Source organism: Streptomyces sp. NPDC000151 (assembly GCF_040301705.1).
GTDB lineage: Bacteria > Actinomycetota > Actinomycetes > Streptomycetales > Streptomycetaceae > Streptomyces.
On sequence record NZ_JBEPFC010000018.1, the window covers coordinates 16,455 to 42,385 of the forward strand.

The window sequence follows — 25,931 nt, forward strand, 5'->3', positions numbered from 1 at the left end:
ACGGACGCACGACCGTCCGTCCGGTCACGCACGACCCCCCACCTGCCCGATATCCCGCCACATCACACCTCATATCCGGCACGACTCGACCGGCAGACCGCCGGCATCCGCCTGAAGGAGAGATCTCATGGGGCACGCGACAAACCGGGCCGATTCCGCGCAGTACCACTGCGTAGGAGTGGGCGTGGGACCGGCCAACCTGAGCCTGGCGTCACTGCTGCACGGCCGCCCGGAGGTGCGCAACCTCTTCCTGGACCGGAAGGAGTCCTTCGGCTGGCACGACGACCAGCAGATACCCGGCACCACCTTGCAGGTGTCGATGTTCAAGGACCTCGTCAGCCTCTCCGATCCGAAGAGTCCGTTCTCCTTCCTGTCCTATCTGCACGACCAGGGACGGGTGTACCACTTCCTCAACGCCCAGTTCGCCGACGTACCGCGGCTGGAGTTCCGCAACTACCTGGCCTGGGCCAGCCGGCGCAACGAGAACGTGGTCTTCGGTGAGAGCGTCGAAGAGGTCGGCTTCGACGGCGTCTTCACCGTCCGTACCGACCGCCGCACCGTGACCGCCGAGAACATCGTCGTCGGCGTCGGCAGCCGGCCGTGGGTGCCGCCGCAGGGCCGCGGCCTGCTCGGCCCCACGCAGTTCCACGTCAACGACTACATGACCGCCGCACAGGGCCTGAAGGACAAGCGGGTCGTGGTGGTGGGCGGCGGCCAGTCCGGGGCCGAGGCGTTCCTCGACCTGATCTCCCGCTCGGACGGCGAACTGCCGCGCCGCGTCTCGTGGATCTCCCGGCGCCGCAACTACTTCCCGATCGACGACTCGCCCTTCACCAACGACTACTACATGCCGTCCCACTCCGACTATTTCTACGGCCTGCGGCCGGAGGCCCGGCAGGCGTTCAACGCGCAGCACATCCTCAGCAGCGACGGCATCTCCGAGTCGACACTGCGCGACATCTACCAGCGGATCTACGTCCACCGCTTCGTCCAGGGCAACCCCGACCTGGTCGGGCTGCACCCCAACCGCGAGGTCGTCGACGTGTCGGCGGCGGACGCGGGCGGCTGGGACATCGGCGTCCGGCACAACGACGAGCCCGGCGCCGTCGAGCACTTCGAAGCGGACGTCGTCGTCTGGGCCACCGGCTTCCGCCCGGCGCGCACGGACTTCCTCGACCCGATCGCCGGCCGGCTGGAGCGCCACGGCGACGAGCTGAGCATCGACGAGGACTTCGCGGTGCGCTGGGACGGCCCGGCCGACCGCAACATCTTCGTCCAGAACGCCGCCCGCGGTCAGCGCGGCCTCGCCGACCCCAACCTCAGCCTGAACGCCTGGCGCAGCCAGCGCATCGCCGACCGGCTGAGCGGGGTGCGCGGCGACGAGCAGCTGGCGTCGTTCATCGAGTGGTCGTCCAAGGCCGGCGCCAACGTCCCGTGGGGCGCGTGATGGCGCGGACCGACACCGACTTCGCGGTGGTCGGCGGCGGCGTGCTCGGCTGCCTGATCACCCGGGAGATCCTGGCCCGCACCCCGGACGCCTCCGTGGTCCTGCTGGAGCGGGACGCGGTCGGCAGCGGCGCCAGCCGCCGCTCGGCCGGCCTGCACTTCCCCCGCGGCTCCTCGGAGCGGGTCCGCGGGATGGCCGCGTACAGCCAGGGCCACTACGCGGCGCTCAAGGCCGCCCGCCCCGAACTGCCGGTGCACAGCCTGGACATGACGGTGATCGCGGACGCGTCGGACGAGGCACGGCTGCGCGAGACCTATCTGCCCGAGGCCAGGCTCCGGCCCGTCGCGGAGGTGGCCGGGGGGATCGCCCGGGTGCCCGCGGGCAAGGCCGCGTGGGAGGGCGACGGCTGCCAGTACGCGGACGTGCACGCCCTCACCCAGCTGCTGGCCCGCGACCTGCGCCGGACCGCGGAGTTCCGCGAGGGCGTCGCGGTCACCGGCCTGAGCGCGGGCCCCGACGCGGTGGAGCTGGCCCTCGGCACCGGCGACACCCTGACCGCCGGACACGTCGTCCTGGCCCCCGGCCCCTGGCTCGCGGCCCCCGCCTGGCGGGACCTCGTCGCGCCGCTCGGGGCACGGGTGAAGAAGATCGTGGCCCTGCACATCGAGGTACCGCCGGCCCCCGGCGACCGGGCGGTCGTCCTCCAGGACGAGGACGCCTTCCTGCTGCCGTACCACGAGCGCGGGCACTGGCTGTTCAGCTACACCTGCCAGGAGTGGGACGTCGCCCCGGACACCCTGCCCACCGGCGTCTCGGCCGCCGACCGGCGCGAGGCGCTGGACGTCCTGGCCCGCTACGCCCCCCAACTGGCCGACCGCTGCGTGTCGGGCCGCGTCTTCTGCGACGCCTACGGCCCCGCAATGCAGCCGCTGGTACGCCCGCTCACCGACGACGGGCGCGTGGTCTTCGCGGGAGCCGCCAACGGCTCCGGCTACCGGCTCGCCCCCGCCATCGCGGCGGAGACCGCCGGCCTTCTCCCCCTTCCCTCCCAGCGAAAGGACGCGGCGTGATCCTCCATACGTACGACGACACGGCCCTCCACGAGGCGTTCGGCATCGACATGAGCGACATCGACGGCCTGGGTGTGGGCGCGGGCTGGGGACGGGTCGCCCCCGGCCGCAGCTCGGACAGCCACCAGCACGACGAGACCGAGTTCTTCGTGATCGTCGCGGGCCGCGGCGAGTTCGTCGTCGACGGGCGGCGCCACCCGGCCGCACCCGGCACGGTGGCCCTCTTCGAGCCCTTCGAGTCCCACGTCCTGGAGAACACCGGCGACACCGACGTGGTCTTCCTGACGCAGTACTGGCGCGACCCGTCCCGCGCCCTGGCCTCGGCCGGGAACACGGCGCGCACGGCCTTCGGCGAGCGGCCGGTCTTCGTCTTCTCCACCCCGCCCACCCCCAACGGCGACCTGCACCTCGGGCACCTCTCGGGCCCGTACCTCGGCGCCGACGCCTACGTCCGCCACCAGCGGATGAACGGCACCAAGGCGTGGCACCTGACCGGCAGCGACGACTACCAGAGCTACGTACTGGGCGCCGCGCGCGCCGACGGCCGCGGGCCCGCGGAGACCGCCGCCCACTACAGCGCCGAGATCGCCCGGACGCTGGCCCTGATGGACATCGTCCCCGACCAGTTCACCGTCACCGACGACGACCCGTCCTACCGCCCGGGCCTGCAGGACTTCTTCTCCCGCGTGGTCTCCTCGGGCACGGTGCGGGTGACCGAGGCGGACGCGCTCTTCGACGCGGAGAGCGGGCAGTACCTCTACGAGGTGGACGTCAAGGGCGGCTGCCCGGCGTGCGGTGCGGGCACCAGCGGCAACATCTGCGAGGAGTGCGGCGAGCCGAACACCGTCACCGACCTGGTCGACCCGGCCTCCGCCCGCTCGGCCGCGACCCCGCGCAGCGCCCCGGTCGCCCGCTGGTCGCTGCCGCTGCACACCTTCCGCGAGCAGATCGCCGAGCACCACCGCCTGGGCCGCGTCCCGGCCCGGCTGCGCGAGCTGAGCGACCGGCTCTTCCGCCGCGCGAGCCTGGACATCCCCGTCAGCCACCCCTCCGACTGGGGCGTCCCGCCGGCCGAGAAGGACGTGACCGGACAGGTCATCTGGGTGTGGCCGGAGATGTCGTACGGCTTCCTGCACGGCATCCAGTCCCTCGGCGCGCGCCTGGGCGAGAAGTGGCGGGCGGCACAGCCGCAGCAGGACTGGAAGGTCGTCCACTTCTTCGGCTACGACAACAGCTTCTACCACTCGGTGCTCTACCCGGCCCTGTACCGGCTGGCCCACCCCGGGTGGACGCCGGACATCGACTACCACGTCAACGAGTTCTACCTGCTGGAGGGCAGCAAGTTCTCCACCAGCCGGCGCCACGCCATCTGGGGCAAGGAGATCCTCGGCCCTGACTCCGTCGACGCCGTCCGCTACTTCCTCGCGGCCACCCGCCCCGAGGGCCGGCGCACCAACTTCCAGCGCGCGGCGTACGAGACGACCCTCGACGAGACGCTGATCGGCACCTGGCAGAGCTGGCTGAACGACCTCGGGGCCCGGATCGGCAAGCGGTACGGCGGAGCGGCCCCGGACGCCGGTACCTGGACGCCGGAGCACTCCGCCTTCCTCGCCCGGCTCGGCGCCCGGCTCGCCGCGGTCACCGGCAGCCTCGGCTCCGAGGGCTTCTCGCTCAACCAGGCGGCCGCCGAACTGGACGGCATCGTCACGGACACCCTGCGCTTCTCCCGCCAGGAGGCGGTCCTCGCGGAGACCGCGGGCTGGGAGAGCGAGGCCCGGACCGCCATCGCCCTCGAACTGGCCGCGGCACGCCTCCTCGCGCACGCCGCAGCGCCCGTCATGCCCCGCTTCGCCGCGCGGCTCGCCGAGGCGCTCGGCCTGCCCGAGCCGGCCGTGTGGCCGCGCACCGTGGAGCTGGTCCCCCCGGAGAGCGGCATCCGCCTCGCCGACGCCGTCTTCTTCCGGCCGACCGCTCCCGCGCCCCGCCCCGCGCACGCCGGCCCGCAGCTGATGCCGTGGCTGACCGCGCTGATCCGCGCCGCGCTGCAGCTCCCGGAGGACGCGGTGGTGTGCGACAGCAACCTCAGCCAGCTGGGCACCAGTTCGCTGCAGGCCGTGACGCTGCAGTACCAGATCCTGGAGGCGCTCGACGTGGACGTCACCGTGGAGGAACTGCTCGGCAGCCACGACGTCAACGGCCTCGCCGCGCTGATCGAGGAGCGCGCCGACGAGGCCGCCCTCACCGCGCTGACCGAGGAGGGCGCCCGATGAACTACCGCGACGTCCTGCGCGAGATCGACAGCCGGGGCCTGTCCGTCTCCCTCTCCGGCGACGACCTGCGGCTCCAGGGCGGCCGCGAACGGATGGACCCCGACTTCATCGCGCTCGTCAAGAGCATGAAGGAGGAGCTGGTCGCGCACCTGGCCGAAGAGGAGCGGCACGGTCCGGGGTTCCCGCTGACCCCGCTCCAGCGGGCCTATCTGCTGGGCCGCAGCGGCATCTTCGAGATCGGCGACGTCTCCAGCCACGTCTACCACGAGTTCGAGGGCGTGTGGGACGTGGACCGGCTGGAGTCGGCCCTCGAAGCGGTCGTGGACGCGCACAGCGCGCTGCGCTCCCGCTTCGTCTCGGACGACCGGCAGGTCACCGAGTTCCGCCAGCACCGGCCGCGGATCAGCCGCCTGGACCTGCGCGGCGAGAGCCCCGAGGAACAGGACCGGATCCGCGCCGCGCTGCGCGAGGAGCGCTCGCACCGGGTGCTGGCCGCCGATCAAGTACCGCTGATCGCCGCGGACGTGACGGTCCTCGCCGACGACCGCATGGTGCTGCACGTCAGCCACGACGGGCTGGTCATGGACGGGATCAGCATGTTCCTGTTCTTCCGCGCCTGGTGGCGGCAGTACCGCGACGGCACCGACGACGACGCGCCGGACGAGCTGCCGTACGAGGAGTACGTGGCGGCCCTGCAGGCCGGGCGGGAGCGGGCACCGGCCCGCCGCTCGCGCGAGTACTGGCTCGGACGCGTCGACGACCTCGCGCCCCACCCGGACCTGCCGCTCGCCACCAGCCCGTCCGCGCTGACCGCCACCCGCTTCTCACAGCGCCAGGTGCGGCTGGACGAGCGGGCCTGGACGGCGCTGAAGGAGCGGGCCGCGTTCGCCGGACTGACGCCGTCGGCCCTGCTGCTCGCGGCGTACGCCGAAACGCTCTCCGTCTGGGGTGCGGGGCCGCGCTTCACCCTCACCACCACCGTGGCCAACCGGCCGCCCATCCACCCGCGGGTCTTCGAGGCGATCGGCAACTTCTCGGACACGATGCTGGTCGAGGCGGAGATCGACCGCTCCCGCACCTTCGAGGAGCGGGCCCGGGCGCTGCAGGCCCGGCTCCGCAGCGACCTGGACCACCGGCACTTCTCCGGCGGCGACGTCATGCAGGAACTGGCGCGCCGGCGCGGCGGCGTGACGGGCGCCCGGATGCCCTTCACGTTCAACAGCGCCATCGGCCACGTCGACGCCGAGGTCGACGGCTCCGCGCTGGAGCTGTTCGGCCCGGAGGTCTTCAGCGTCAGCCAGACCCCGCAGGTGTGGCTGAACGCCTTCGCCATGGAGCAGCACGGCGGCCTCGTCGTCCAGCTCGACGGGATCGACGAGCTGTTCCCCGAGGGTCTGCTGGACGACGTCGCCCAGGGGTACGGCGCGCTGCTCGACACGCTGTCCGGCGAGGCCGCCTGGCAGCGCCACACCTTCGATCTGCTGCCCGCCGCCCAGCGCGAGCGGCGCCGCGCGGCCAACGACACGGCCGTACCGCTGCCGGAGGAACTGCTGGGCGACGCCTTCGCCGCCCAGGCCGAGCGCACGCCGGACGCCCCCGCGATCCTCACCTCGGACACGCGGATCAGCTACGGCGAACTCCTGCGCCGCGCGGCCGCGGCGGCACAGTGGCTGCGGGAGCGGGGCGTCGGCAGGGACGAGCTGGTCGGTCTGGTGATGGGCCGCGGGCCCGAGCAGATCGTCGGCATCCTCGCCACCGTCCTCGCCGGGGCCGCCTACCTGCCCGTCGACGGGGCACTGCCCGCCGAGCGGCAGCGCTACATGCTGCGCGACGGCCGGGTCCGCCAGGTACTCACCAACCTCGACTGGCAGGACCAAAGCGGCGAACGGGAGGTACTCCGCCTCGATGTGACGGTACCTCAGAAAACGACGACGGCACCGGTCGAGCTCCCCGCCCGGCTGCCCGGCGCCTCCCCCGACGACCTCGCGTACGTGCTCTACACCTCCGGTACGACCGGCGCGCCCAAGGGCGTCATGGTCAGCCACCGCAACGTCGCGAACGTCGTCGCCGACTGTCACAAGCGCTTCGACATCACCCCGGACGACCGATTCTTCGCCATCAGCGCGTTCAACTTCGACCTGTCGGTGTGGGACGTCTTCGGCGCGCTGTCCGCCGGGGCCGCGCTGGTGATGCCCGACCGGGACCGGTCCGTGGACCCCGCCCACTGGCTCGACCTGTGCCGGAGCGCCGGGGTGACCGTGTGGAACTCCGTTCCCGCCATCGTCTCGATGCTGCACGACCAGGCGGTCGCCGACGAGGTGGTGCCGCCCGCGCTGCGCCTGGTGATGATGAGCGGCGACCGCATCCCGCCGGCGCTGCCGGCCGCGCTGCGCCGCCTGAAGCCCGGCCTCGACGTCGTCTCGCTCGGCGGCCCGACCGAGACGACGATCTGGAACATCCTGCACCCGGTCGCCCCGGAGGAGGACGGCAGCCGGTCCATCCCGTACGGCCGGCCCAACGCCAACAACCGCGCGTACGTCCTGGACCGGGACGGGCTGGACGCCCCCGACTGGGTGACCGGCGAGATCTGCGCGGCGGGCACCGGGCTGGCGCGTGGCTACTGGGGCGACGAGGAGCGCACCGCCGAGCGGTTCGGGTACGACCCGCGGCGCAACGAACGCCTCTACCGCACCGGTGACCTGGGCCGTTATCTGCCCGACGGCAGCATCGCGATCCTCGGCCGCAGCGACTTCCAGATCAAGGTCAACGGCTACCGCATCGAGGCCGGCGAGGTCGAGACGCGGCTGGTCGCCCTGGACTCCGTGGCCAAGGCCGTGGTCGCCAGCCGGCCCGGCGCGCGGGGCGACCGCCTGGTGGCCCATCTCGTACCGAGCGGGGAAGCCCGGCCCACCGAGGCCGAGCTGCGCGACGCCCTCCGCCGCGACCTGCCCGACTACATGGTCCCCACGGCCGTTCTGTGGCACGGTGACCTGCCGCTCACCAAGAACGGCAAGGTGGACCGGGGCAAGCTCGCCGAGACCGCCGTCGAGGAGGCGGCACCGGCCGCGGAGACCCCGCGCGGCGGTGGCGAACCCACCACGGACACCGAGAAGGCGCTGGTGGAGATCTGGTCCACGGTGCTGCGCGGGGCCCGGGTCGGCGTCCACGACAGCCTGCGGGCGCTCGGCGGCGACTCGATCACGGCGGCCCGCATTCTCACCGCCGTACGCAAGCGGTTCGGGGTCACCATCCCCCTCGACGTGCTGGCCGACCTGGACACCGTCGCCGCAATGGCCACGGCCCTGACACCGGAAGAGGAGCAGGCACGGTGACCGACCACTCCTTCATCAACCACATCGTCACCACCGCGCCGCTCGGCGGCCGGATCTCCTTCTCCCGCCTGGACGGTACGGAGTCCCTCGGCCTGCCGGAGCTGTACGAGCGGGCCGGCCGGCTGGCGCGCCGGCTGCAGGCGCGCGGCATCGGCCCGGGCGACCGGATCGGCATCCTGGCCGCCAACAGCCTGGAGTGGGTGCTGCTGGACCTCGCGGCGCTGCTCCTGAAGGCGGAGACCGCCGGACTGGAGCCCGGCAAGTTCGCGCCCTCGGCGGAGCTGATGGCGCGCTACGGCCTCACGCTGCTCTTCACCGACCAGCACACGGACGCCCCCGGCGCCGTGCCGGTCGGCGAGGTCCGGGCGCTCGCGGAGGAGCCGGCGGGCCCGGAGGAGGACACCGCGCTGCCCGCGGTCCACTGGGCACCGCGGGACGTGACGACCATCAAGTTCACCTCCGGCAGCACCGGCACTCCCAAGGGGCTCGGCGCGACCGTCGGCTCCATCGACAGCTCGCTGGCCGCGGTGCAGGAGATCTTCGAACACAAGCCGGGGGACGACCTGTTCGTCTTCCTGCCGCTCTCGCTGCTCCAGCAGCGCTACTGGGTCTACTCGGCGCTGGTGCACGGCCACGACGTCACCATCAGCACCTACGAGGCGGCCTTCGCGGCGCTGCGCCGCGTCAGGCCCACCGTCGTCATGGGCGTGCCGGCCTTCTACGAGACGGCCAAGCGCCAGGTGGAGTCCCGGCTGCGCCGCTCCGGCGGGACGGCCGGGGAGGCGGCCCGCCACCTGTTCGGGGACCGGATCCGCTACCTGTGGACCGGTTCCGCACCCGCCGACGCGGCGATGCTCCGCTTCTTCCACGACGCCGGGCTGCCCATCTATGAGGGCTACGGGCTCAACGAAACCTGCATCGTCACCAAGAACCACCCCGGCGCCCACCGCGTCGGCAGCGTCGGCAAGGTACTGCGCGGCAAGGAAGTACTGGTGGACGAGGACGGGACCGTCCGCGTGCGCAGCGACCACCCGGTCAACTACGGTTACGCGTATGCCGAACCGGGCGCTTCGGAGCGGATGTTCGCCCCGGACGGCACCGTACGGACCGGCGACCTCGGCCATCTCGACGAGGACGGCTTCCTCTTCATCCGCGGCCGCGCCGACGACGTCATCGTCCTGGACAACGGGAAGAAGATCGTCGTCCGGCCGATCGAGGAGCACATGAGGACCAGCCCGGCGGTCGCCGAGTGCGTCCTGTTCTGCCCCGCGCAGACCGACCTGGTCGCCGTCGTCTCCCCGGCCGCCGTGCCCGCCGACACCGAGGCCATCGCGGCCCAGCTCGCCCTCACCAACGCCGCCCGCACGGCGGACGAGCGGATCAGCCGGGTCGTGGTCGCCGACGCGCCCTTCAGCATCGACAACGGCCTGCTGACGTCCCAGTACAAGCCCAAGCGCAAGCAGATCCTCGCCACTTACCACTCCGGCATCCACGACAGTAAGGAAGGCATTCATGCGGCCTGACATGGAGAGCGCGGCCAGGGAATCCCTCTCCGCGGTACTGGACCCCGAAGTCGCCCCCGAGGACCTCGACCTCGACGCGGACATGGCCGGCTCCTACGGCCTGACCTCGCTCAACAAGGTCCTTTTTCTGACCGAGGTGTGCGAGGCGACCGACGTCGACCTCGCCCACTTCACCGAGCACGACCTCGCCGAGATGCGCACCCTGCGCAGCGTCGCCGAGTCCCTGTCCCGACTCACGAAGAAGGTGGCCTGACCATGACCTGGAACGAGAGCGCCGCGGTGGTCCTGGAGAACGCGCACGTCCTGCTGCGACCGGTCACCGAGGCCGACCGCGAGGCCGTGCGGGCCGTCGCGATGGACCCCGACATCTGGCGGTACTTCGTGTCGGCCGTCGAGACCGACGCGGACTTCGAGAAGTTCTTCGACACCTGCCTGGCCGACCAGGAGGCAGGCCGCCGCGTCGTCCACATCATCACCGACAAGTCCACCGGCCGGGTCGCCGGCAGCATGAGCTACGGCAACATGGCCGAGGCCGACGCGCGGCTGGAGATCGGCTGGTCCTGGCTGGGCCGCGACTTCCGGGGCCAGGGCATCAACCGCTGGGCGAAGTACCTGCTCCTGGAGCACGCCTTCGAGCAGCTGGGCGCCGAGCGCGTGGAGTTCAAGACCGACATCCTCAACACGCAGGCGCGCCGCGGGCTGCGCAACATCGGCGCCGTGGAGGAGGGCACCCTGCGCAGCTTCAACTTCATGCCCGGCGGGCGCCGCCGCGACGCGATCTTCTACAGCGTCCTGCGCGCCGAGTGGCCCCGCGTGAAGGACGAGCTCGCCACCAAGCCGAAGGTCGCCCAGCTGGACGCCGTCGGATGACCACGGGCGCGGGCATTCCCTTCATCCGCGCGTCGGGCGGCCCCTTCGCCGCCGGGCGGGCCCATGGTGAGGCCCTCGCCGGTCCGTTGCGTGCCTTCCTCGACGACTCGCTCTCCCGGCTGAACAAGGTCATGCCGGAGCCGGTCTCGCTGGACGGGCTGCTGCCGTCGATCGCCGCCTACCGGGCGGCGGTCACGGCGGCCACGCCGGAACTGGCCGAGGAGGTCGCGGGGCTCGCGGCCGGCGCCGGGATCACGCCGGACGAGGCATGGCTGCTCCAGCTGCGCCGGGAGATCATGGGCTACCGCAAGGTGCCCACGGCGGGCGACTGCACGACCTACGCCCGCACCGGCGCGGCCGGCCCCGTCCTCGCGCAGACCGTCGACCTCAACGGCAACCTCGACGACCACCTCGGCGTGCTGGAGGTCGCCCGCACCGGGTCGCCGCGCCGCTCGCTCGTCCTCAGCTTCGGCGGCCTGCTCGGCTACCTGGGGCTGAACAGCGACGGCCTGGCGGTCGGGCTCAACCTGGTACTGGGCGGCGACTGGCGCCCCGGAGTACCGCCCTACCTCGCCATCCGGCATCTGCTGGACACGGCACGGGACGTCACCCAGGCCCTGGAGATCCTGCGCGGCCTGCCCCTGGCGAGCTCCCGGACGCTCGTCCTGTGCGACCGGGAACGGGCGGCCGTGGTGGAGATCCTGGGCGACGAGCTACGGGTCACGGAGGCGGCGGAGACGGTGCACACCGGCCAGGTGGAGACGGTGCACACCAATCACTTCCTGCACCCGGACTTCGTGCCGTTCGACGAGATCAACGTCTTCGCCCGCAACTCGTCCGTGCGCCGGCTGAAGGCGGCCACCGCCGGGCTCGCCGAACTGCCCCCGGGGTGCGGCGCCGAGGACCACTTCGGGCTGCTGTCGCAGCCACCGGTGTGCGTACCGGACCGGGGTGACATCCGCGCCGAACGCACCGTCGCCGCTGTGGTGATGCTGCCGTCCCGCGGCGAACTGCACGTCCGGCCGGGCGATCCGTCGCTCTCCGCTACGCAGGTCTTCAGGTTGTAGCGGTGGACGTGTGGCTTGTGGATCTGGACGGTGGGGGTGACTTGGAGGCGCGTCCCACGGAGGCGGAGAGACGGCGGGCCGCGGCCTTCACGGACGCGGCCCCGGCCCGGCGCTTCCTCCGCTCCCGGCGGGCGGTGCGCGACCTGCTGGGCCGGCGGCTGGGGATCTCCCCGGCAGGCCTGCGCGTCGCGTACACGCCGTCCGGCAAGCCGTATCTGCCGGACCACCGGGAGCAGCACATCAGCTGGTCGCGGTCCGGGCGCCTGCTGCTCGTCGGCGCGGACGACCGCGGGCCCGTAGGCGTGGACATCGAGCGGCTGCGGCCCGTCCCCGCAGCGCTGGACGTGCTCGCCGCGGTGTACCCGGCCCTGCCGGCCACGGCCGACCCCGCGGCGTTCCTCCCGGCCTGGACGCTGCTGGAGGCCGCCGTGAAGGCGACCGGGCGCGGCCTGGCCCGGGGCGCCGCGGAGGTCGGCCTCGCCCTCGGCCCCGGGGGCACGGTCGCCCTGCGCGGCATCTCCGGCCACGGGCCGGGTGCCTGGTACGGCCGTACGGAACTACTGCCGTCGCGCAACGGCCTCCCCGCGGCGATGACGGCCGTCGTCACCCGGGGCGCTGCCGGCCGGTCCCTCATCGACGCGCCGAGGAACGAGGAGAAATGACCGCAGAACCAGAAGCCGGCAGTGTCCGCTCCGGACGGCTCCGCCTGCACGTCATCGCCCTGAACGTCGGCGCCGCCGAGCTGACCGCCGCCGTCTCGCGGGTACTGACCGGCCGGGCCGTGCGGCACGCAGGCGTCAGCGCCGAGGTGACCGACGCGTGGGACGGCCCGGAACTCCGGCTGTCGTGCGAGGACGTGCGGGGCGTGGCCCCGGGGGCCGGGCGGCTCTTGAGGGAGATCGCCACGGCGGCGGGCGCGGGGCCGGAGGCCGATGCGGAGGCCGGTGCGGGGGCCGGTGCGGAGTTCGGTCCTCACGCCGCCCCGGAGGAGGCCCGCATCGCGTACCGCGCGTGGCAGGCCCTCATGGCGCACTGGCGAGTCGCCGACGGCGCACGCGCGGAGATCACGGCCCCAGGCCTCCTGTCTCCCACAGGCGCCCCCGACGAGCCGGTCGATCCGATCTTCGTCTTCGACCACGTAGGCCCTCCGGTGCCACCACCCGGCTGGCGGCTGCGCTCCTGGTACGCGCCGGACATAGGCGTCTACCACTTCTCGGTACCGCCCTCGGCGTCCGGGCCCCGCCTGAAAGTCGCCTCACCCCGCCCCGCGGAGCGGAAACGGACCGCCGAGCTGCTCCGCACCTGGCAGGCCGTGACCGCGGAACTGGCCGCCTCCCCCGGCCTGCCCCTCACCGCACTGCACGTTCCACCGCGGAGGCTCGTCCTAGGGGACTGAGGGCCGTGCCGCCCTCGGGCCGCGGTCCCGTGCCGCGTTCTCGCCGGCCGCCGGTTCGCCCGTTGTCAGTGGGATGCGCTTGCATGGACTCATGGACGACACGAACGACGGAACCCTGCGGCAGGCGGCCGACGCGGTGCTGGCCCGCCTCGTCGGCGCCCCGGCGGGAGCGGCCCGGCTGCGCGAGGACCAGTGGCGGGCGATCGAGGCGCTGGTCGCCGAGCACCGCCGGGCGCTGGTGGTGCAGCGCACGGGCTGGGGCAAGTCGGCCGTGTACTTCGTCGCGACCGCCCTGCTGCGGCAGCGCGGCAGCGGCCCGACGGTGATCGTCTCGCCGCTGCTGGCACTGATGCGCAACCAGGTGGAGGCGGCCGCGCGGGCGGGCATCCGCGCGCGCACGATCAACTCCGCCAACACCGAGGAGTGGGACACCGTGCAGGCCGAGGTGGCGGCCGGCGAGGTGGACGTGCTGCTGGTCAGCCCGGAGCGGCTGAACAACCCGGACTTCCGCGACCAGGTGCTGCCCAAGCTCGCCGCGGCGACCGGCCTGCTGGTGGTGGACGAGGCGCACTGCATCTCGGACTGGGGTCACGACTTCCGGCCCGACTACCGCCGGCTGCGCACGATGCTCGCCGACCTGCCGCCCGGCGTGCCCGTACTGGCCACGACGGCGACGGCCAACGCCCGGGTGACGGCCGACGTGGCCGAGCAGCTCGGCACCGGCGGCGGCACGGACGCGCTGGTCCTGCGCGGCCCGCTGGACCGGGAGAGCCTGAGCCTCGGCGTGCTCCGGCTGCCGGACGCCGCGCACCGCATGGCCTGGCTCGCCGAGCACCTGAACGACCTGCCGGGCTCCGGGATCATCTACACCCTCACGGTGGCCGCCGCCGAGGAGGTCACGGCCTTCCTGCGGCAGTGCGGGCACACGGTCGCGTCGTACACGGGCAAGACCGAGAACGCCGACCGTCAGCAGGCCGAAGAGGACCTGCTCGGCAACCGCGTCAAGGCGCTGGTCGCCACCTCGGCGCTCGGCATGGGCTTCGACAAGCCCGACCTCGGCTTCGTCGTCCACCTCGGCTCGCCCTCCTCCCCCATCGCCTACTACCAGCAGGTGGGCCGCGCCGGCCGCGGTGTGGAGCACGCCGAGGTCCTGCTGCTGCCCGGCCGGGAGGACGAGGCGATCTGGTCGTACTTCGCCTCCCTCGCCTTCCCGTCCGAGGAGCTGGTCCGGCGGACGATCGACGTGCTCGCCGGTTCGGAACGGCCGCTGTCGCTGCCCGCGCTGGAGCCCCTGGTGGAGCTGCGCCGCTCCCGCCTGGAGACGATGCTCAAGGTCCTGGACGTGGACGGCGCGGTCCGGCGGGTCAAGGGCGGCTGGACCGCCACGGGGCAGCCGTGGACGTACGACGCGGAGCGGTACGCCTGGGTGGCGAAGCAGCGCGAGGCCGAGCAGCAGGCGATGCGCGAGTACGCCACGACGGACGGCTGCCGGATGGAGTTCCTGCAGCGGCAGCTGGACGACGAGGGCGCGGCGCCGTGCGGCCGCTGCGACAACTGCGCGGGGCCGCGCTTCACCGCCGAGGTCTCCCCCGCCGCGCTGGACGCGGCGCGCGGCGAGCTGGGCCGCGCGGGCGTCGTCGTGGAGCCGCGCCGGATGTGGCCGACGGGGCTGCCCGCCATCGGTGTGGACCTCAAGGGACGCATCCCGGCGGGTGAGCAGGCGGGTGCGGGGCGGGCCCTCGGCCGGCTCTCGGACATCGGCTGGGGCAACCGGCTGCGCCCGCTCCTGACCCCGCAGGCCCCGGACGGCCCGGTGCCCGCCGACGTGCTCGACGCCGTGGTCGGGGTGCTGGCCGACTGGGCGAAGGGGCCGGGCGGCTGGGCGAGCGGCGGCCCGGAGGCGCCCGCCCGCCCGGTGGGCGTCGTCACCATGGCGTCCCACACGCGGCCCCAGCTGGTCCAGTCCCTCGGTGCCCGGGTCGCCGAGATCGGCCGGATGCCGCTGCTGGGGTCGATCGCGTACGCGGCGGGCGCTGACGAGACGCACCTGCCGCGGTCCAACAGCGCGCAGCGGCTGCGCGCGCTCGACGGGGCGCTGACGGTGCCGCCGCAGCTGGCCGAGGCGTTGCGCGCCGCGGACGGCCCGGTGCTCCTGGTGGACGACGCGACCGAGACCGGCTGGACCCTCGCGGTCGCCGCCCGACTGCTCCGCCGGGCGGGGGCGGGGGGTGTGCTGCCGCTGGTGCTGGCGGTACAGAGCTGATCGCGCGGCCGGCGGGGGCGGCCGGCCGGCGTGCCCGTTTCAGGAGCGGCCGGCGGCCCGGAGCGCGCGTCGGAGCGCGCTCAACGGGCCGTGCGGCGCCCGGAGTCGGGGGCGCGCCGGGCGGGGCGGAAGCGGGAGGGGGTTTCCGCTGGTCCGCACCGTACGGGGCGGACCCGTGCGGCGGGACGCGCTTCGGCGGGCGGCTGAGCGGGAAGGAAAAAGACGACGCACCCATCGATTCCGAACGCCGCGGCGAATTGCTCATTGCCGCAAGCGTGTACGACCGCGAGAATCGTAGTGCTTCCCCATTCCAGCCGTCCGCGGCTCAGCAGGGGTGTGTTGTGGTGCGACGCCGCGCCCGGCCGCCCCGGCTTCCGTCGCGTCGACGAAGGGAGGACCGTGACCTTCGGCATCACTCCGCCCCTGACCGCGTCCCAGCCCTCCTCCACCGCGTCGGCCGCCAGGCTGAGCCGGATGCTGGAGCCCTCCGAGTGGGCCTCGGCGGGAATTCCCTTGCTGCGCAGCCCTCGTGAGGTCGTCACCGGCCTCCACGACCGGCATCTGCCCGGCCCGTCCACCGCCGTGGTCGCGGTGCTCGATCCGGAGGAGCGGGTGACGGCCAGCGCGTCCTTCGTGCTGCGTACGGACGCGCCCGACGGCTGGGACTTCCGTAACGCACTGCTGACGCAGCTGCGCCGGGTGGTCCCGCACGATCTGCGGCTGCGCGCACCGGTGCGGACGGCCGTGCTGCTGTACTGCCGCGACGGTGAGCCGCTGTGGACGGAGGCGGACGGCGCGTGGATGTGGGGGCTGCGGGACGCCTGCACCTTGCACGGGCTGCGCTGCGGCGCGTACATCACGCTGACGCGCGACGGCTGGCAGGTGCTCGGGGAAGGCCGCGGCGGGCGCCGGCCGTACACCGGCGCGCGGCCGGAGCGTCCTCAGCTGTCGGACGCGGCCCGCGAGAGGCACAACGGCGGCATGGCCGCGGGCCCGCCGCGGCGTACGGGCGGCGGAGCACCGGAGGCACACCGCCGCACGGCGGCCCGCTGACCGGCACGGAGACGCCCGCGCGCGGCGGTACGGAAACGCCGGCGCGAGCGGTACGGAGTGAGCCCGGCGGCCGTGATGGCCGGACCGGGCCCCTCCGAGCCGGCTCGCTTACGCCGACGCCCCGATGAGGGCGTTGATCCGCTGCGGGTCGCCACAGACGATCAGCAGGGCACCGGCCCGGGCCATGGCGGCGGGCAGCGCCTTGGCGACGGTCTCGTCCGAGCCGCCGTTGACCGCGACGACCACCACGGGGCGGCCGGCGGCGCGCTCGGCGGTGGCGTCCGCGTAGAACACGTCGTCCGCGGCGTCGTGCTGCGCCCAGTAGGACGCCTCGCCGAAGGACAGCTCGTGCGCGGCCCAGGGGTGCCGGTCGCCGGTGGTGAGGACCAGCACCTCACTCGGCGCGCGGCCGGAGTCCAGGAGCAGGTCGACCGCCTCGTCGGCGGCGTCCACGGCGCCGTCGGCCGGCGCGGGGATCAGCTGCAGCTGAGCTTCGGAGGCGGTGCCGGCACCGGCCGCCGCGGACGGCTTGGGAGCCGTGCGCTGTGCGGGCGGGGTGGGAGCCGGTCCGCGGGACGGGCCGGGCTTGCCGGGGCGGGCGCTGGACGCGGGGGCGCCGCGCGGAGGCGCGGGGCGGGGGCCGGGACCAGGTACGGGACGGGGGGTCGACGCGGTGCGGCCGGCGGCCGGAGTTGCGCGGGGACCCGGGACACTCTCGTGAATCTGAGGCTCCTCGGGGATGAGAGGCATGAAGTGATGTCTATCAAACGTAGGTACGGGACATGTCAGCGGGTACCGGATTCACATCCGTACCGCTCAGAAGTCGAAGCCGAGTTGGCCACCGGCCTCCAGAGCGGCTGATTCTGGGGTGAGGCGCACCTTCTTCAGGTGCTGCCAGCGGGGCAGCGCGTCCATGTAGGACCACGACACCCGGTGGTACGGGGTCGGGCCCCACTCCTCCAGGGCCGCGCGGTGCACCGGCGAGGGGTAACCGGCGTTGTCCGCGAAGCCGAAGTGCTCGTGTTCCAGGCCCAGTTCGGCCATCATCGCGTCGCGCCGCACCTTCGCCAACACCGAGGCGGCGGCGACGGCGACACAGGACTGGTCGCCCTTGATGACCGTACGGACCCTCCAAGGGGCACCGAGGTAGTCGTGCTTGCCGTCGAGGATGACCGCGTCGGGCCGGACCGGAAGGGCTTCCAGCGCACGGACGGCGGCCAGCCGGAGAGCGGCGGTCATGCCCAGTTCGTCGATCTCCTCGGGGCCGGCATGGCCGAGGGCGTGACAGGTGACCCAGTCGCTGAGTACGGCGGCGAGTTCGTCGCGGCGCTTGGGGGTCAGCAGCTTGGAGTCGGTGAGTCCGGCGGGCGGGCGGCGCAGTCCGGTCACGGCGGCGCAGACGCTCACCGGGCCGGCCCAGGCTCCGCGCCCGACCTCGTCCACTCCTGCGATGATCTTGGCGCCCGTCGTGGCGCGCAGCGATCGCTCGACGGTGTGAGTAGGGGGCTCGTAGGGCATGGCGCCAGACAGAGTACGCCCCCGCCCACCACCACTTCGCACCGCGGGTACCCCTCGCCCGTTTCCCCCCGCCCAGCCGACGTCATCACGCCCCGGAACAGAGCCCTGAGCACCGTCCGGAAGGTGACGCGCGGATCCTCCGAACCGCGCCCCCTGAGACGTGGTGCTACGCATGCTCCCGACCTTCACCGAGCAACCGAACGCTTCAAGCCCAGCAACGCCCCGAAGGACCCACCACCAAGGCTACGCCCCACACCCCCAGGCAGGCCGAGACGCCCAGCCAACGCCGCACCCGCCACCAGACAACACATCTCAGGCAACGCGCCGCACGCCCCCGGCCACGCGCCTCCCAGCCGGCCGGCTCAAGCGACGCCGCGCGCCTCCCGGCGGCCGGCCCGAGCGACGCCGCACGCCTCCCGGCGGCAGGCCCTCAGGCCACGCCGCTCGGTGTCCAGGGCGGGAGGTCCTCCGTGCCGGCCAGCCACTCCTCCGGGGGCGCGCCCTCCGGGCCCGCCGCGACGATGGCGCCGACGATCGCGCACGTGGTGTCCACGTCACCACCCGCCCGGACGGTGGTCCAGAACGCCTGCTCGTAGTTGCCCAGGTTGCGGGCGGCGGCCCACAGCGTGAACGGCACGGTGTCGTGGGCGGTGGTCCGCCGGCCGCAGCCGAGCACCGCGGCGACCGTGCTCGCGTCGGCGTAGTCGAGCATGTCGCGGGCACGGCGCAGCCCCGCCTGGACCGCGCTGCGCGGGATGAGCTCCATGACGCCGTCCAGCAGCGCCTCCGGGCCGGTGGTGCGGTCCGGCGCGGCGACGAGCGCGGCGGCGGCCGCGACCGCCATCGCCCCGACGACCGCCTCGCGGTGCTGGTGCGTGACGTACGCGGAGATCTCCGCCTGGTGCGTGGCCTGCTCGGGATCGTCGGCGTACCAGGCACCCAACGGGGCGATGCGCATGGCGGCACCGTTGCCCCATGAGCCCTGCCCCTTGAAGAGCGCCGAGGCCAGCTCGCGCCAGTCCCGCCCCTCCCGCACCTGACGGAGCAGGCGGTCCACGGCGGGACCGTAGGCACGGTCGACGTCGTGGTGCTCCGCGAAGGAGCGGGCGAGCGCGTCCTGGTCGATGCGGCCGTGCTCGGTCAGTACGGCCAGCACGGAAGCGGCCATCTCGGTGTCGTCGGTCCACCGCCAGGGCGCCGACGGCAGGGCGCGGCTCTTGAGCGCGGGGTAGTTGGCGGGCACGAAGAACTGGGATCCCAGGGCATCGCCCACGGCGAGCCCCCGCAGGCTCTCCAGGGCCCGCGCGAAGCGCTGTGCGTCACTGTCACGGTGATCGGCGGTCATCGGGTGAACTCTAACCGGTGACCCCGTAGGACTGCGGTGTACACCAGCTCTCGAACGGCCGGTCAAGGCGGTACCGCCCGTCCGGACCGAGCAGCAGAGTGCGGTGATCGGCGTTGTGGGGATTGGACAGTGATTCGAATTCGGCGACGGTCCAGTGGAACCACCTCATACAGAACAACCGCATGGTCAGTCCGTGCGTGACGATCAGAACGTTCGGCGGATGGTCGGGTGCCTCGAAGCTGCGCCACAGGCTCTCCAGGAACGCGCCCACCCGGTCGTAGACGTCCGCACCCGACTCGCCCTGGGCGAAGCGGTAGAAGAAGTGGCCGTAGGCGTCGCGGTACGCCTTCTGGAGCCGTACGTCGTCCCGGTCCTGCCAGTTCCCCCAGTCCTGCTCGCGCAGCCGCGGCTCCTCGCGCACCCGGACCCGCTCCTTGTCCAGGCCGAGCGCCTGGAACGTCTGGTGCGTGCGGCGGTACGGAGAGACGTACGCGGATATTCGCTCGTCGCCGAACATCGTCCGCAGCTGCGCACCGGCCTCCTCGGCCTGCTTGACGCCGCGCTCCGTCAGACTCAGGGCGTGATCCGGCTCCCGCTCGTACACCGTGTCATCGATATTTCCGTCGGACTCTCCATGCCTGATGAGGACGATGCGTCGGGGGCGTGCCATACCGCCAGCCTAAGACGAGGCGCCGCCCCATGCCCGAGGCGCTCCCGGACGCCGGACCCGAAGACCTGGGTGAACACTGGTGACCTCCCCCGCGACCGCACCGGCGGCCGTACGAATCGAAACGCAACGGTTGTTGCGTTACGTTGACGATGATGACATGATCCATCACCTAACGCAACTGGAGTAGTCTTTGCCTGTGGACAACGAGCAGACGCCGCAGACCAGGGGCGGAGCCGGCGCCGCGCGCCCGGGCACCCGCCGGCCCGGCGGCCGTACCGCACGCACGCGGGCGGCCGTCCGCGACGCCGTACTGGCCGGACTCACCGAGCACGGCTACTCCGGCCTGACCGTCGAGTACGTCGCCGAGCACTCCGGCGTGCACAAAACGACGCTCTACCGCCGCTGGGGCGGGGTCGACGGACTGGTCGCCGACACGCTCGAGCTGGCCGGCGAGGACAGCTGGACCCCGCCCGACACCGGTTCGCTCGACGGCGACCTGCGCGCGCTCGCGCTGGAGGTCGTGCACTCCTTCGCCGACCCGGCGGCCGCCGCGCCCAGCTCGGCGGTGATCGCCGCCGCCTTCCAGTCCGAGCCGGCCGCGCAGGCGCTGCGCGCGTACTACGCCGAACGGTTCACGCGCTGCGAGGCGATCGTGGACCGCGCCGTCGCGCGCGGCGAGCTGCCGGGCCCGCGGTCGGCCGTCGACGGCGGAGCACTGGTACGCGCGGTGGCGGCCCCGCTGTTCTTCCGCCTGTTCATCACCCGCGAGGGCCTGGACGAGCCGGCCGCCGACCAGGCCGTCGCCGTCACCCTTGCGGCGGCACACGCAGGAACGTTCACGACGGACGACTGAGCGCGGGCGAGGTCACGGCGCGACACCGTTACGCCGTTACGCCGTCACACCGTCCAAGAAGGCTCCAGATCGACCACGTCCCCCGTGATCCCCACGATGTCCGCGGCCGTCTGGGCCCGCAGGGCCAGGCGTTCGAGGCGTTCGGGGCGGTACTTGCCGCGTTCGGCCGCCGACTGCCACATCGAGAGGACCAGGAACTCCTCCCCCGGGGCGCGCCCCAACAGGCCGCGCAGCATCCCGGGGGAGCCCGCCATCGCGGGGTTCCAGACTTTCTCCTGCATCAGCTTGTAGTGGTCGACCCGGTCCGGCCTGACCTGGCAGTACGCCAGCCGCAGCACGTCGGCGTCCGCGAAGACGGGACGGAAGCCGACCTTCACGTCCAGCTCGTGTTCGAAGAGGCGGGTCTGGCCGTTCTTGTACGTGCCGATCTGCGCGGCGGCCAGGCGGTCGTGCGATCTCGCCATGAACGAGTCGTAGAACGCCCTGCTCTCCCAGAAGGCCACGAGGTGCGCGACGCCGGGGCGAGTACGGCTCCAGCCGCCGCCCTGCCCTCGGAAGCCCGGCTCTCCGGGCAGCCCCGCCCATTTGCGCTGCCCCCGTTCGAACCCCCGACGGTCCACAACAGTGCAGCGAATCCACTTGACCAGCACCGCGCCATCGTACGGCCCCTGGCGTCTCTCGTGTCACTGCGCGTCACAGTACGCACACTTCAACTCATGCGCCGTACATGGCGGATGAGGGCGGGCGCACCCTGCTTGTCACACCCTCGTGGCAGCATGGGTGATTCACGGGAAGCAGCAGCATGGGCAAGTCCTGGGAAGCAGCCGGTGGTTGGCCGCCGGACCGGTCTCCACCGGAACACCGGCGGCAGGCGGACGGCCCAGCCACGGTGCTCCGGGGCGGAAGAAGGGAAGTCTGGTGAGCAGTCTCAACAAGGGGATCGACAAGGCCGAGGTCACGCTGAAATGGGACCCGAGCCCCCAGGGCGAGCCCGCCAACGACCTCGACATCATCGCCGCGACGTACACCACGGACGCGCTGTACGGCGAGCCCGCGTACCTCGTGCACTTCGACAGCCGCTCCCCCGACGGCACGATCACCCTGAACCGGGACAGCAGGACGGGCCAGGGGTTCGGCGTCGACGAGGCGATGACGCTGGAATTCTCGCGACTGGCGGAGAGGTACGGCCGGGTGGTGGTGGGCGTCGCCATCCAGCAGCGGGGCGGGCACCGGACCTTCGGCGACATACCGCACACCCTCGTGCGCGTCCTGGAGGGCTACGAAGTGCTGGCGGAGGACGACTTCGGCCGTTGTCCCGGCGCCACGGCCGCGGTGGTCGCGGAGTTCGTCCGGGACGGTGACGGGGAATGGCAGCTCGTCGGCGGGGTGCGCGGGTACGACGCCGACCCCGATGACTTCGCCTCGTCGATGGGGAACAGGCCCGGCACCGCCGGACGGTGACCGGGCCCGGCCGGCCAAGCCGCGTCACGCGCCTGTTCACCACGCGGCGCCCCACGCCCGCCCCGCCACGGCCGAGAGGGCGCCGACCGATGGTCGGCGCCCTCGCTCAGGTGCGGCTCAGCGCCCTCCGGAGCGGACGCTCAGCGGCCGCGTCCGGTGCGCTGTCGCTCGCGTCAGCTGCAGCCGCTCGTGGAGCCGCAGCCCTCGCAGAGGTAGCAGCTGCCGGCGCGCTGCATCTTCGTGCCGCAGGAGAAGCACAGCGGGGCGTCGGCGTTGATGCCCAGCTGCATCTCGACCAGCTCCGCGTTGGTGTGCGCCTGCTTCGGGGCCGGTGCCGCGGTCTCCTCGACGACTTCCTGGGTGGAGGTCGGCGCGGAGTGCTGGGTCGCCGGGGTCAGCGGGGCGGACTGGGCCAGGCCCTGGATGTCCACCTCTTCCTCGGCCGGCTCGTACGAACCGGTCTCCAGGTGGCGCTGGCGCTCCTCGACGGAGTGGATGCCGAGCGCCGAGCGGGTCTCGAAGGGCAGGAAGTCCAGCGCCAGGCGGCGGAAGATGTAGTCGACGATCGACTGCGCCATCCGCACGTCCGGGTCGTCCGTCATGCCGGCCGGCTCGAAGCGCATGTTGGTGAACTTCGAGACGTAGGTCTCCAGCGGCACGCCGTACTGGAGGCCGACCGAGACCGCGATGGAGAAGGCGTCCATCATGCCCGCGAGGGTCGAGCCCTGCTTGGACATCTTCAGGAAGACCTCACCCAGGCCGTCGTCCGGGTAGGAGTTGGCCGTCATGTAACCCTCGGCGCCGCCGACGGTGAAGGAGGTGGTGATGCCGGGACGGCCCTTCGGGAGACGCTTGCGGACCGGGCGGTACTCGACGACCTTCTTCTCGGCGACCGGCTCGGCCTTCTTCTCCTCCTCCTTCTTCTTGGCGGAGAGCGGCTGGCCGACCTTGCAGTTGTCGCGGTAGATCGCGAGCGCCTTCAGGCCGAGCTTCCAGCCCTGGAAGTAGACGTCCTCGATCTCCTCGACCGTGGCGGTCTCCGGGACGTTGACCGTCTTGGAGATCGCGCCGGAGAGGAACGGCTGAGCGGCGGCCATCATGCGGACGTGGCCCATCGGGGAGATGGAGCGCTCGCCCATGGCGCAGTCGAAGACCTCGTAGTGCTCGGGCTTCAGGGCCGGGGCGTCGATCACGTTGCCGTGGTCGGCGATGTGGGCGACGATCGCCTCGACCTGCTCGGGCTGGTAGCCCAGGCGCTTCAGCGCCTTCGGGACCGTGTTGTTCACGATCTGCATCGAGCCGCCGCCGACGAGCTTCTTGAACTTGACCAGGGCCAGGTCCGGCTCGACGCCCGTGGTGTCGCAGTCCATCATCAGGCCGATGGTGCCGGTGGGGGCCAGCACGGAGGCCTGCGCGTTGCGGAAGCCGTTCTTCTCACCGAGGCGGACGACGTCCTGCCACGCCTCGGTGGCCGCGGCCCACACCGGGGTGTCCAGGTCGTCCATGCGCGTGGCGGCACCGTTGGCGTCCGCGTGCTGCTTCATGACGCGCTTGTGGGCGTCGGCGTTGCGGGCGTAACCGTCGTACGGGCCGACGACCGAGGCCAGCTCGGCGGAGCGCTTGTACGAGGTACCGGTCATCAGGGAGGTGATGGCGCCGGCGAGCGCGCGGCCGCCGTCGGAGTCGTACGCGTGGCCGGTGGCCATGAGCAGGGCGCCCAGGTTGGCGTAACCGATGCCCAGCTGGCGGAAGGCGCGGGTGGTCTCGCCGATCTTCTCGGTCGGGAAGTCGGCGAAGCAGATGGAGATGTCCATCGCCGTGATGACCAGCTCGACGACCTTGGCGAAGCGCTCCGCGTCGAACGACTGGTTGCCCTTGTCGTCGTCGCGCAGGAACTTCATGAGGTTGAGCGAGGCGAGGTTGCACGAGGAGTTGTCCAGGTGCATGTACTCGCTGCACGGGTTCGAGGCGGTGATCCGGCCCGACTCCGGCGAGGTGTGCCAGTGGTTGATGGTGTCGTCGTACTGGATACCGGGGTCGGCGCACGCCCAGGCGGCCTCGGCCATCTTGCGGAACAGGCCCTTGGCGTCGACCTCCTCGATGACCTCGTTGTCCATCCGGCCGCGCAGGCCGAACTTCGAGCCGGACTCCACGGCCTTCATGAACTCGTCGTTCACGCGGACCGAGTTGTTGGCGTTCTGGTACTGGACGGACGCGATGTCGTCGCCGCCCAGGTCCATGTCGAAGCCCGCGTCGCGCAGCGCGCGGATCTTCTCCTCCTCGGAGACCTTGGTCTCGATGAACGCCTCGACGTCCGGGTGGTCCACGTCCAGGACGACCATCTTGGCGGCGCGGCGGGTGGCGCCGCCCGACTTGATGGTGCCGGCGGACGCGTCGGCGCCGCGCATGAAGGAGACCGGGCCCGAGGCGTTGCCGCCGGAGGAGAGCAGCTCCTTGGAGGAGCGGATGCGGGAGAGGTTCAGGCCGGCGCCGGAGCCGCCCTTGAAGATCATCCCCTCTTCCTTGTACCAGTCCAGGATCGACTCCATGGAGTCGTCGACGGAGAGGATGAAGCAGGCGCTGACCTGCTGCGGCTGCTTGGTGCCGACGTTGAACCAGACCGGCGAGTTGAAGCTGAAGACCTGGTGGAGCAGCGCGTACGCCAGCTCGTGTTCAAAGATCTCCGCGTCGGCCGGGGAGGCGAAGTAACCGTTCTCCTCACCGGACTTCCGGTACGTCTTCACCACGCGGTCGATGAGCTGCTTGAGGCTCTTCTCCCGCTCCGGGCTGCCGACCGCGCCACGGAAGTACTTGCTTGTGACGATGTTGACCGCGTTCACCGACCAGAAGTCGGGGAACTCGACGCCACGCTGCTCGAAATTGACCGAGCCGTCGCGCCAATTGGTCATGACGACGTCTCGGCTCGCCCACGCCACCTCGTCGTACGGATGCACGCCGGGGGTGGTGTGAATGCGCTCGATACGCAGACCCTTGCTCGCCTTGCTGCCCTTTCGGGAGCCTCGCGCCGGGCCGCTCGTCGTCTCTGTCATGCCGCCTCCCTGTACGGGCGTAAACGCCCTGATGTGCACACTTCTTCCCGTGGCACGGTGTATGTCTTGCTGCGCCGGGGCTCCTGCTCAGCTCCGGCGAGGTCCGGGTCGCGCGCCGAGCTCAGTCGGCGGCGGGGGCGGGCACGGGGACCGCCGAATTCTCGGCCTCCCCGCAGTTCCCGCAGTGGTGCGAGGGCGGCCGCTGCTCACGCAGCTCCGCGATGGCCGCCTCAAAATCTTCGAGCGAGTCGAACGCCCGGTACACGCTCGCGAAGCGCAGGTACGCCACGAGGTCCAGCTCCTGGAGCGGGCCCAGTATGGCGAGCCCGACATCGTGGGTGGACAGCTCTGCGCTGCCGGTCGCGCGGACCGCCTCCTCGACGCGCTGGCCGAGCTTGGCGAGCGCGTCCTCGGTGACCGGCCGGCCCTGGCACGCCTTGCGCACGCCGGCGATGACCTTGTCGCGGCTGAAGGGCTCGGTGACCCCGCTCCGCTTGATCACCGTGAGTGACGCCGTCTCGATCGTCGTGAACCGCCGGGAGCAGTCGGGGCACTGCCGGCGGCGACGGATCGACGTGCCGTCGTCGGTGGTGCGGCTGTCCACGACCCGGCTGTCGGGGTGCCTGCAGAAGGGGCAGTGCATGGCTTGCCCTCCTCACCCTCGAAAACGGACGTACGCCACCCAATTCGGCGTACGGCTGATAGCCCGGACAGGGCCCGAACGGGGGCCTCCGGAGCGACCA

The 25,931-nt window shown here is 72.3% G+C and carries 21 protein-coding genes; 14 read left to right on the plus strand and 7 right to left on the minus strand.

Annotated elements, in window-relative coordinates; translation table 11 throughout:
• Positions 1–127 precede the first annotated feature (127 nt).
• The 12 genes from ABT381_RS08570 (at position 128) to ABT381_RS08625 (ending at position 16,291) form a co-directional block, all read left to right on the plus strand.
• The gene (locus tag ABT381_RS08570; RefSeq protein ID WP_351589760.1) at positions 128–1,447 is read left to right on the plus strand and encodes a lysine N(6)-hydroxylase/L-ornithine N(5)-oxygenase family protein; all 1,320 of its coding nucleotides are present in this window, start codon (positions 128–130) and stop codon (positions 1,445–1,447) included.
• Positions 1,447–2,517 carry an NAD(P)/FAD-dependent oxidoreductase gene (locus ABT381_RS08575; RefSeq protein ID WP_351589763.1) on the plus strand — a complete coding sequence of 357 codons (1,071 nt, stop codon included), beginning with the start codon at positions 1,447–1,449 and terminating at the stop codon, positions 2,515–2,517. The genes ABT381_RS08570 and ABT381_RS08575 overlap by 1 nt, the downstream gene beginning before the upstream one ends.
• Positions 2,514–4,787, plus strand: a complete 2,274-nt coding sequence (locus ABT381_RS08580) for a class I tRNA ligase family protein (protein WP_351589766.1) — start codon at positions 2,514–2,516, stop codon at positions 4,785–4,787. The genes ABT381_RS08575 and ABT381_RS08580 overlap by 4 nt, the downstream gene beginning before the upstream one ends.
• A complete protein-coding gene (locus tag ABT381_RS08585) occupies positions 4,784–8,119 on the plus strand; it encodes a non-ribosomal peptide synthetase (protein WP_351589769.1) in 3,336 nt (1,111 codons plus the stop codon). The genes ABT381_RS08580 and ABT381_RS08585 overlap by 4 nt, the downstream gene beginning before the upstream one ends.
• Entirely contained in the window at positions 8,116–9,642 is a 1,527-nt protein-coding gene (locus ABT381_RS08590) for an AMP-binding protein (RefSeq protein ID WP_351589772.1), read from the plus strand. Before ABT381_RS08585 ends, ABT381_RS08590 begins: the two co-directional genes overlap by 4 nt.
• Complete coding sequence (locus tag ABT381_RS08595; RefSeq protein WP_351589775.1) at positions 9,632–9,895, plus strand: phosphopantetheine-binding protein; 264 nt, start codon at positions 9,632–9,634, stop codon at positions 9,893–9,895. Before ABT381_RS08590 ends, ABT381_RS08595 begins: the two co-directional genes overlap by 11 nt.
• Positions 9,896–9,897: 2 nt before the next feature.
• Complete coding sequence (locus ABT381_RS08600; RefSeq protein WP_351589778.1) at positions 9,898–10,512, plus strand: GNAT family N-acetyltransferase; 615 nt, start codon at positions 9,898–9,900, stop codon at positions 10,510–10,512.
• On the plus strand, positions 10,509–11,579 hold the full coding sequence (locus tag ABT381_RS08605) for a C45 family autoproteolytic acyltransferase/hydrolase (RefSeq protein WP_351589781.1): 1,071 nt from the start codon (positions 10,509–10,511) through the stop codon (positions 11,577–11,579). Before ABT381_RS08600 ends, ABT381_RS08605 begins: the two co-directional genes overlap by 4 nt.
• Before the next feature lie 2 nt (positions 11,580–11,581).
• The gene (locus ABT381_RS08610; protein WP_351589784.1) at positions 11,582–12,241 is read left to right on the plus strand and encodes a 4'-phosphopantetheinyl transferase family protein; all 660 of its coding nucleotides are present in this window, start codon (positions 11,582–11,584) and stop codon (positions 12,239–12,241) included.
• A complete protein-coding gene (locus ABT381_RS08615) occupies positions 12,238–12,975 on the plus strand; it encodes a hypothetical protein (protein WP_351589787.1) in 738 nt (245 codons plus the stop codon). Before ABT381_RS08610 ends, ABT381_RS08615 begins: the two co-directional genes overlap by 4 nt.
• A gap of 91 nt (positions 12,976–13,066) precedes the next feature.
• Positions 13,067–15,238 (plus strand): RecQ family ATP-dependent DNA helicase, encoded by a 2,172-nt coding sequence (locus tag ABT381_RS08620; protein WP_351589790.1) that lies wholly within the window; start codon positions 13,067–13,069, stop codon positions 15,236–15,238.
• 399 nt (positions 15,239–15,637) lie between these two features.
• Positions 15,638–16,291: a hypothetical protein gene (locus ABT381_RS08625; protein ID WP_467754699.1), complete on the plus strand. Its 654-nt coding sequence runs from the start codon at positions 15,638–15,640 to the stop codon at positions 16,289–16,291.
• A gap of 108 nt (positions 16,292–16,399) precedes the next feature.
• On the opposite strand, the gene ABT381_RS08630 is transcribed toward ABT381_RS08625, so the two are convergent.
• The 4 genes from ABT381_RS08630 to ABT381_RS08645 all read right to left on the minus strand — a co-directional run bounded on the left by ABT381_RS08630 (position 16,400) and on the right by ABT381_RS08645 (position 19,824).
• Positions 16,400–17,041, minus strand: a complete 642-nt coding sequence (locus tag ABT381_RS08630; protein ID WP_351589793.1) for a hypothetical protein — start codon at positions 17,039–17,041, stop codon at positions 16,400–16,402.
• Between the two features lie 66 nt (positions 17,042–17,107).
• Complete coding sequence (gene rnhB, locus ABT381_RS08635) at positions 17,108–17,809, minus strand: ribonuclease HII (RefSeq protein WP_351589796.1); 702 nt, start codon at positions 17,807–17,809, stop codon at positions 17,108–17,110.
• A gap of 430 nt (positions 17,810–18,239) precedes the next feature.
• Positions 18,240–19,154: an ADP-ribosylglycohydrolase family protein gene (locus ABT381_RS08640; RefSeq protein WP_351589800.1), complete on the minus strand. Its 915-nt coding sequence runs from the start codon at positions 19,152–19,154 to the stop codon at positions 18,240–18,242.
• Positions 19,155–19,164: 10 nt separating this feature from the next.
• A complete protein-coding gene (locus ABT381_RS08645) occupies positions 19,165–19,824 on the minus strand; it encodes a histidine phosphatase family protein (RefSeq protein ID WP_351589803.1) in 660 nt (219 codons plus the stop codon).
• Between the two features lie 196 nt (positions 19,825–20,020).
• On the opposite strand from ABT381_RS08645, the gene ABT381_RS08650 reads away from it, so the two are divergent.
• The gene (locus tag ABT381_RS08650; RefSeq protein ID WP_351589806.1) at positions 20,021–20,677 is read left to right on the plus strand and encodes a TetR/AcrR family transcriptional regulator; all 657 of its coding nucleotides are present in this window, start codon (positions 20,021–20,023) and stop codon (positions 20,675–20,677) included.
• A 44-nt stretch (positions 20,678–20,721) separates the two neighbouring features.
• On the opposite strand, the gene ABT381_RS08655 is transcribed toward ABT381_RS08650, so the two are convergent.
• A complete protein-coding gene (locus tag ABT381_RS08655; protein ID WP_351589809.1) occupies positions 20,722–21,327 on the minus strand; it encodes a YdbC family protein in 606 nt (201 codons plus the stop codon).
• Between the two features lie 268 nt (positions 21,328–21,595).
• On the opposite strand from ABT381_RS08655, the gene ABT381_RS08660 reads away from it, so the two are divergent.
• Complete coding sequence (locus tag ABT381_RS08660) at positions 21,596–22,138, plus strand: TerD family protein (protein ID WP_351589812.1); 543 nt, start codon at positions 21,596–21,598, stop codon at positions 22,136–22,138.
• 173 nt (positions 22,139–22,311) lie between these two features.
• Here the strand turns inward: ABT381_RS08660 and ABT381_RS08665 are convergent, their stop codons facing one another.
• Together ABT381_RS08665 and nrdR are read right to left on the minus strand one after the other, a co-directional pair.
• Positions 22,312–25,188: a vitamin B12-dependent ribonucleotide reductase gene (locus ABT381_RS08665; protein WP_351589814.1), complete on the minus strand. Its 2,877-nt coding sequence runs from the start codon at positions 25,186–25,188 to the stop codon at positions 22,312–22,314.
• Positions 25,189–25,309: 121 nt separating this feature from the next.
• On the minus strand, positions 25,310–25,831 hold the full coding sequence (gene nrdR, locus ABT381_RS08670) for a transcriptional regulator NrdR (protein ID WP_030260734.1): 522 nt from the start codon (positions 25,829–25,831) through the stop codon (positions 25,310–25,312).
• Positions 25,832–25,931 lie beyond the last annotated feature (100 nt).

Coding starts and splice junctions, on each gene's coding strand:
- ABT381_RS08570 (WP_351589760.1), top strand. CDS start 128: ATGGGGCACGCGACAAACCGGGCCGATTCCGCGCAGTACCACTGCGTA.
- ABT381_RS08575 (WP_351589763.1), top strand. CDS start 1,447: ATGGCGCGGACCGACACCGACTTCGCGGTGGTCGGCGGCGGCGTGCTC.
- ABT381_RS08585 (WP_351589769.1), top strand. CDS start 4,784: ATGAACTACCGCGACGTCCTGCGCGAGATCGACAGCCGGGGCCTGTCC.
- ABT381_RS08595 (WP_351589775.1), top strand. CDS start 9,632: ATGCGGCCTGACATGGAGAGCGCGGCCAGGGAATCCCTCTCCGCGGTA.
- ABT381_RS08600 (WP_351589778.1), top strand. CDS start 9,898: ATGACCTGGAACGAGAGCGCCGCGGTGGTCCTGGAGAACGCGCACGTC.
- ABT381_RS08605 (WP_351589781.1), top strand. CDS start 10,509: ATGACCACGGGCGCGGGCATTCCCTTCATCCGCGCGTCGGGCGGCCCC.
- ABT381_RS08615 (WP_351589787.1), top strand. CDS start 12,238: ATGACCGCAGAACCAGAAGCCGGCAGTGTCCGCTCCGGACGGCTCCGC.
- ABT381_RS08620 (WP_351589790.1), top strand. CDS start 13,067: ATGGACGACACGAACGACGGAACCCTGCGGCAGGCGGCCGACGCGGTG.
- ABT381_RS08630 (WP_351589793.1), bottom strand. CDS start 17,041: ATGCCTCTCATCCCCGAGGAGCCTCAGATTCACGAGAGTGTCCCGGGT.
- rnhB (WP_351589796.1), bottom strand. CDS start 17,809: ATGCCCTACGAGCCCCCTACTCACACCGTCGAGCGATCGCTGCGCGCC.
- ABT381_RS08640 (WP_351589800.1), bottom strand. CDS start 19,154: ATGACCGCCGATCACCGTGACAGTGACGCACAGCGCTTCGCGCGGGCC.
- ABT381_RS08645 (WP_351589803.1), bottom strand. CDS start 19,824: ATGGCACGCCCCCGACGCATCGTCCTCATCAGGCATGGAGAGTCCGAC.
- ABT381_RS08665 (WP_351589814.1), bottom strand. CDS start 25,188: ATGACAGAGACGACGAGCGGCCCGGCGCGAGGCTCCCGAAAGGGCAGC.
- nrdR (WP_030260734.1), bottom strand. CDS start 25,831: ATGCACTGCCCCTTCTGCAGGCACCCCGACAGCCGGGTCGTGGACAGC.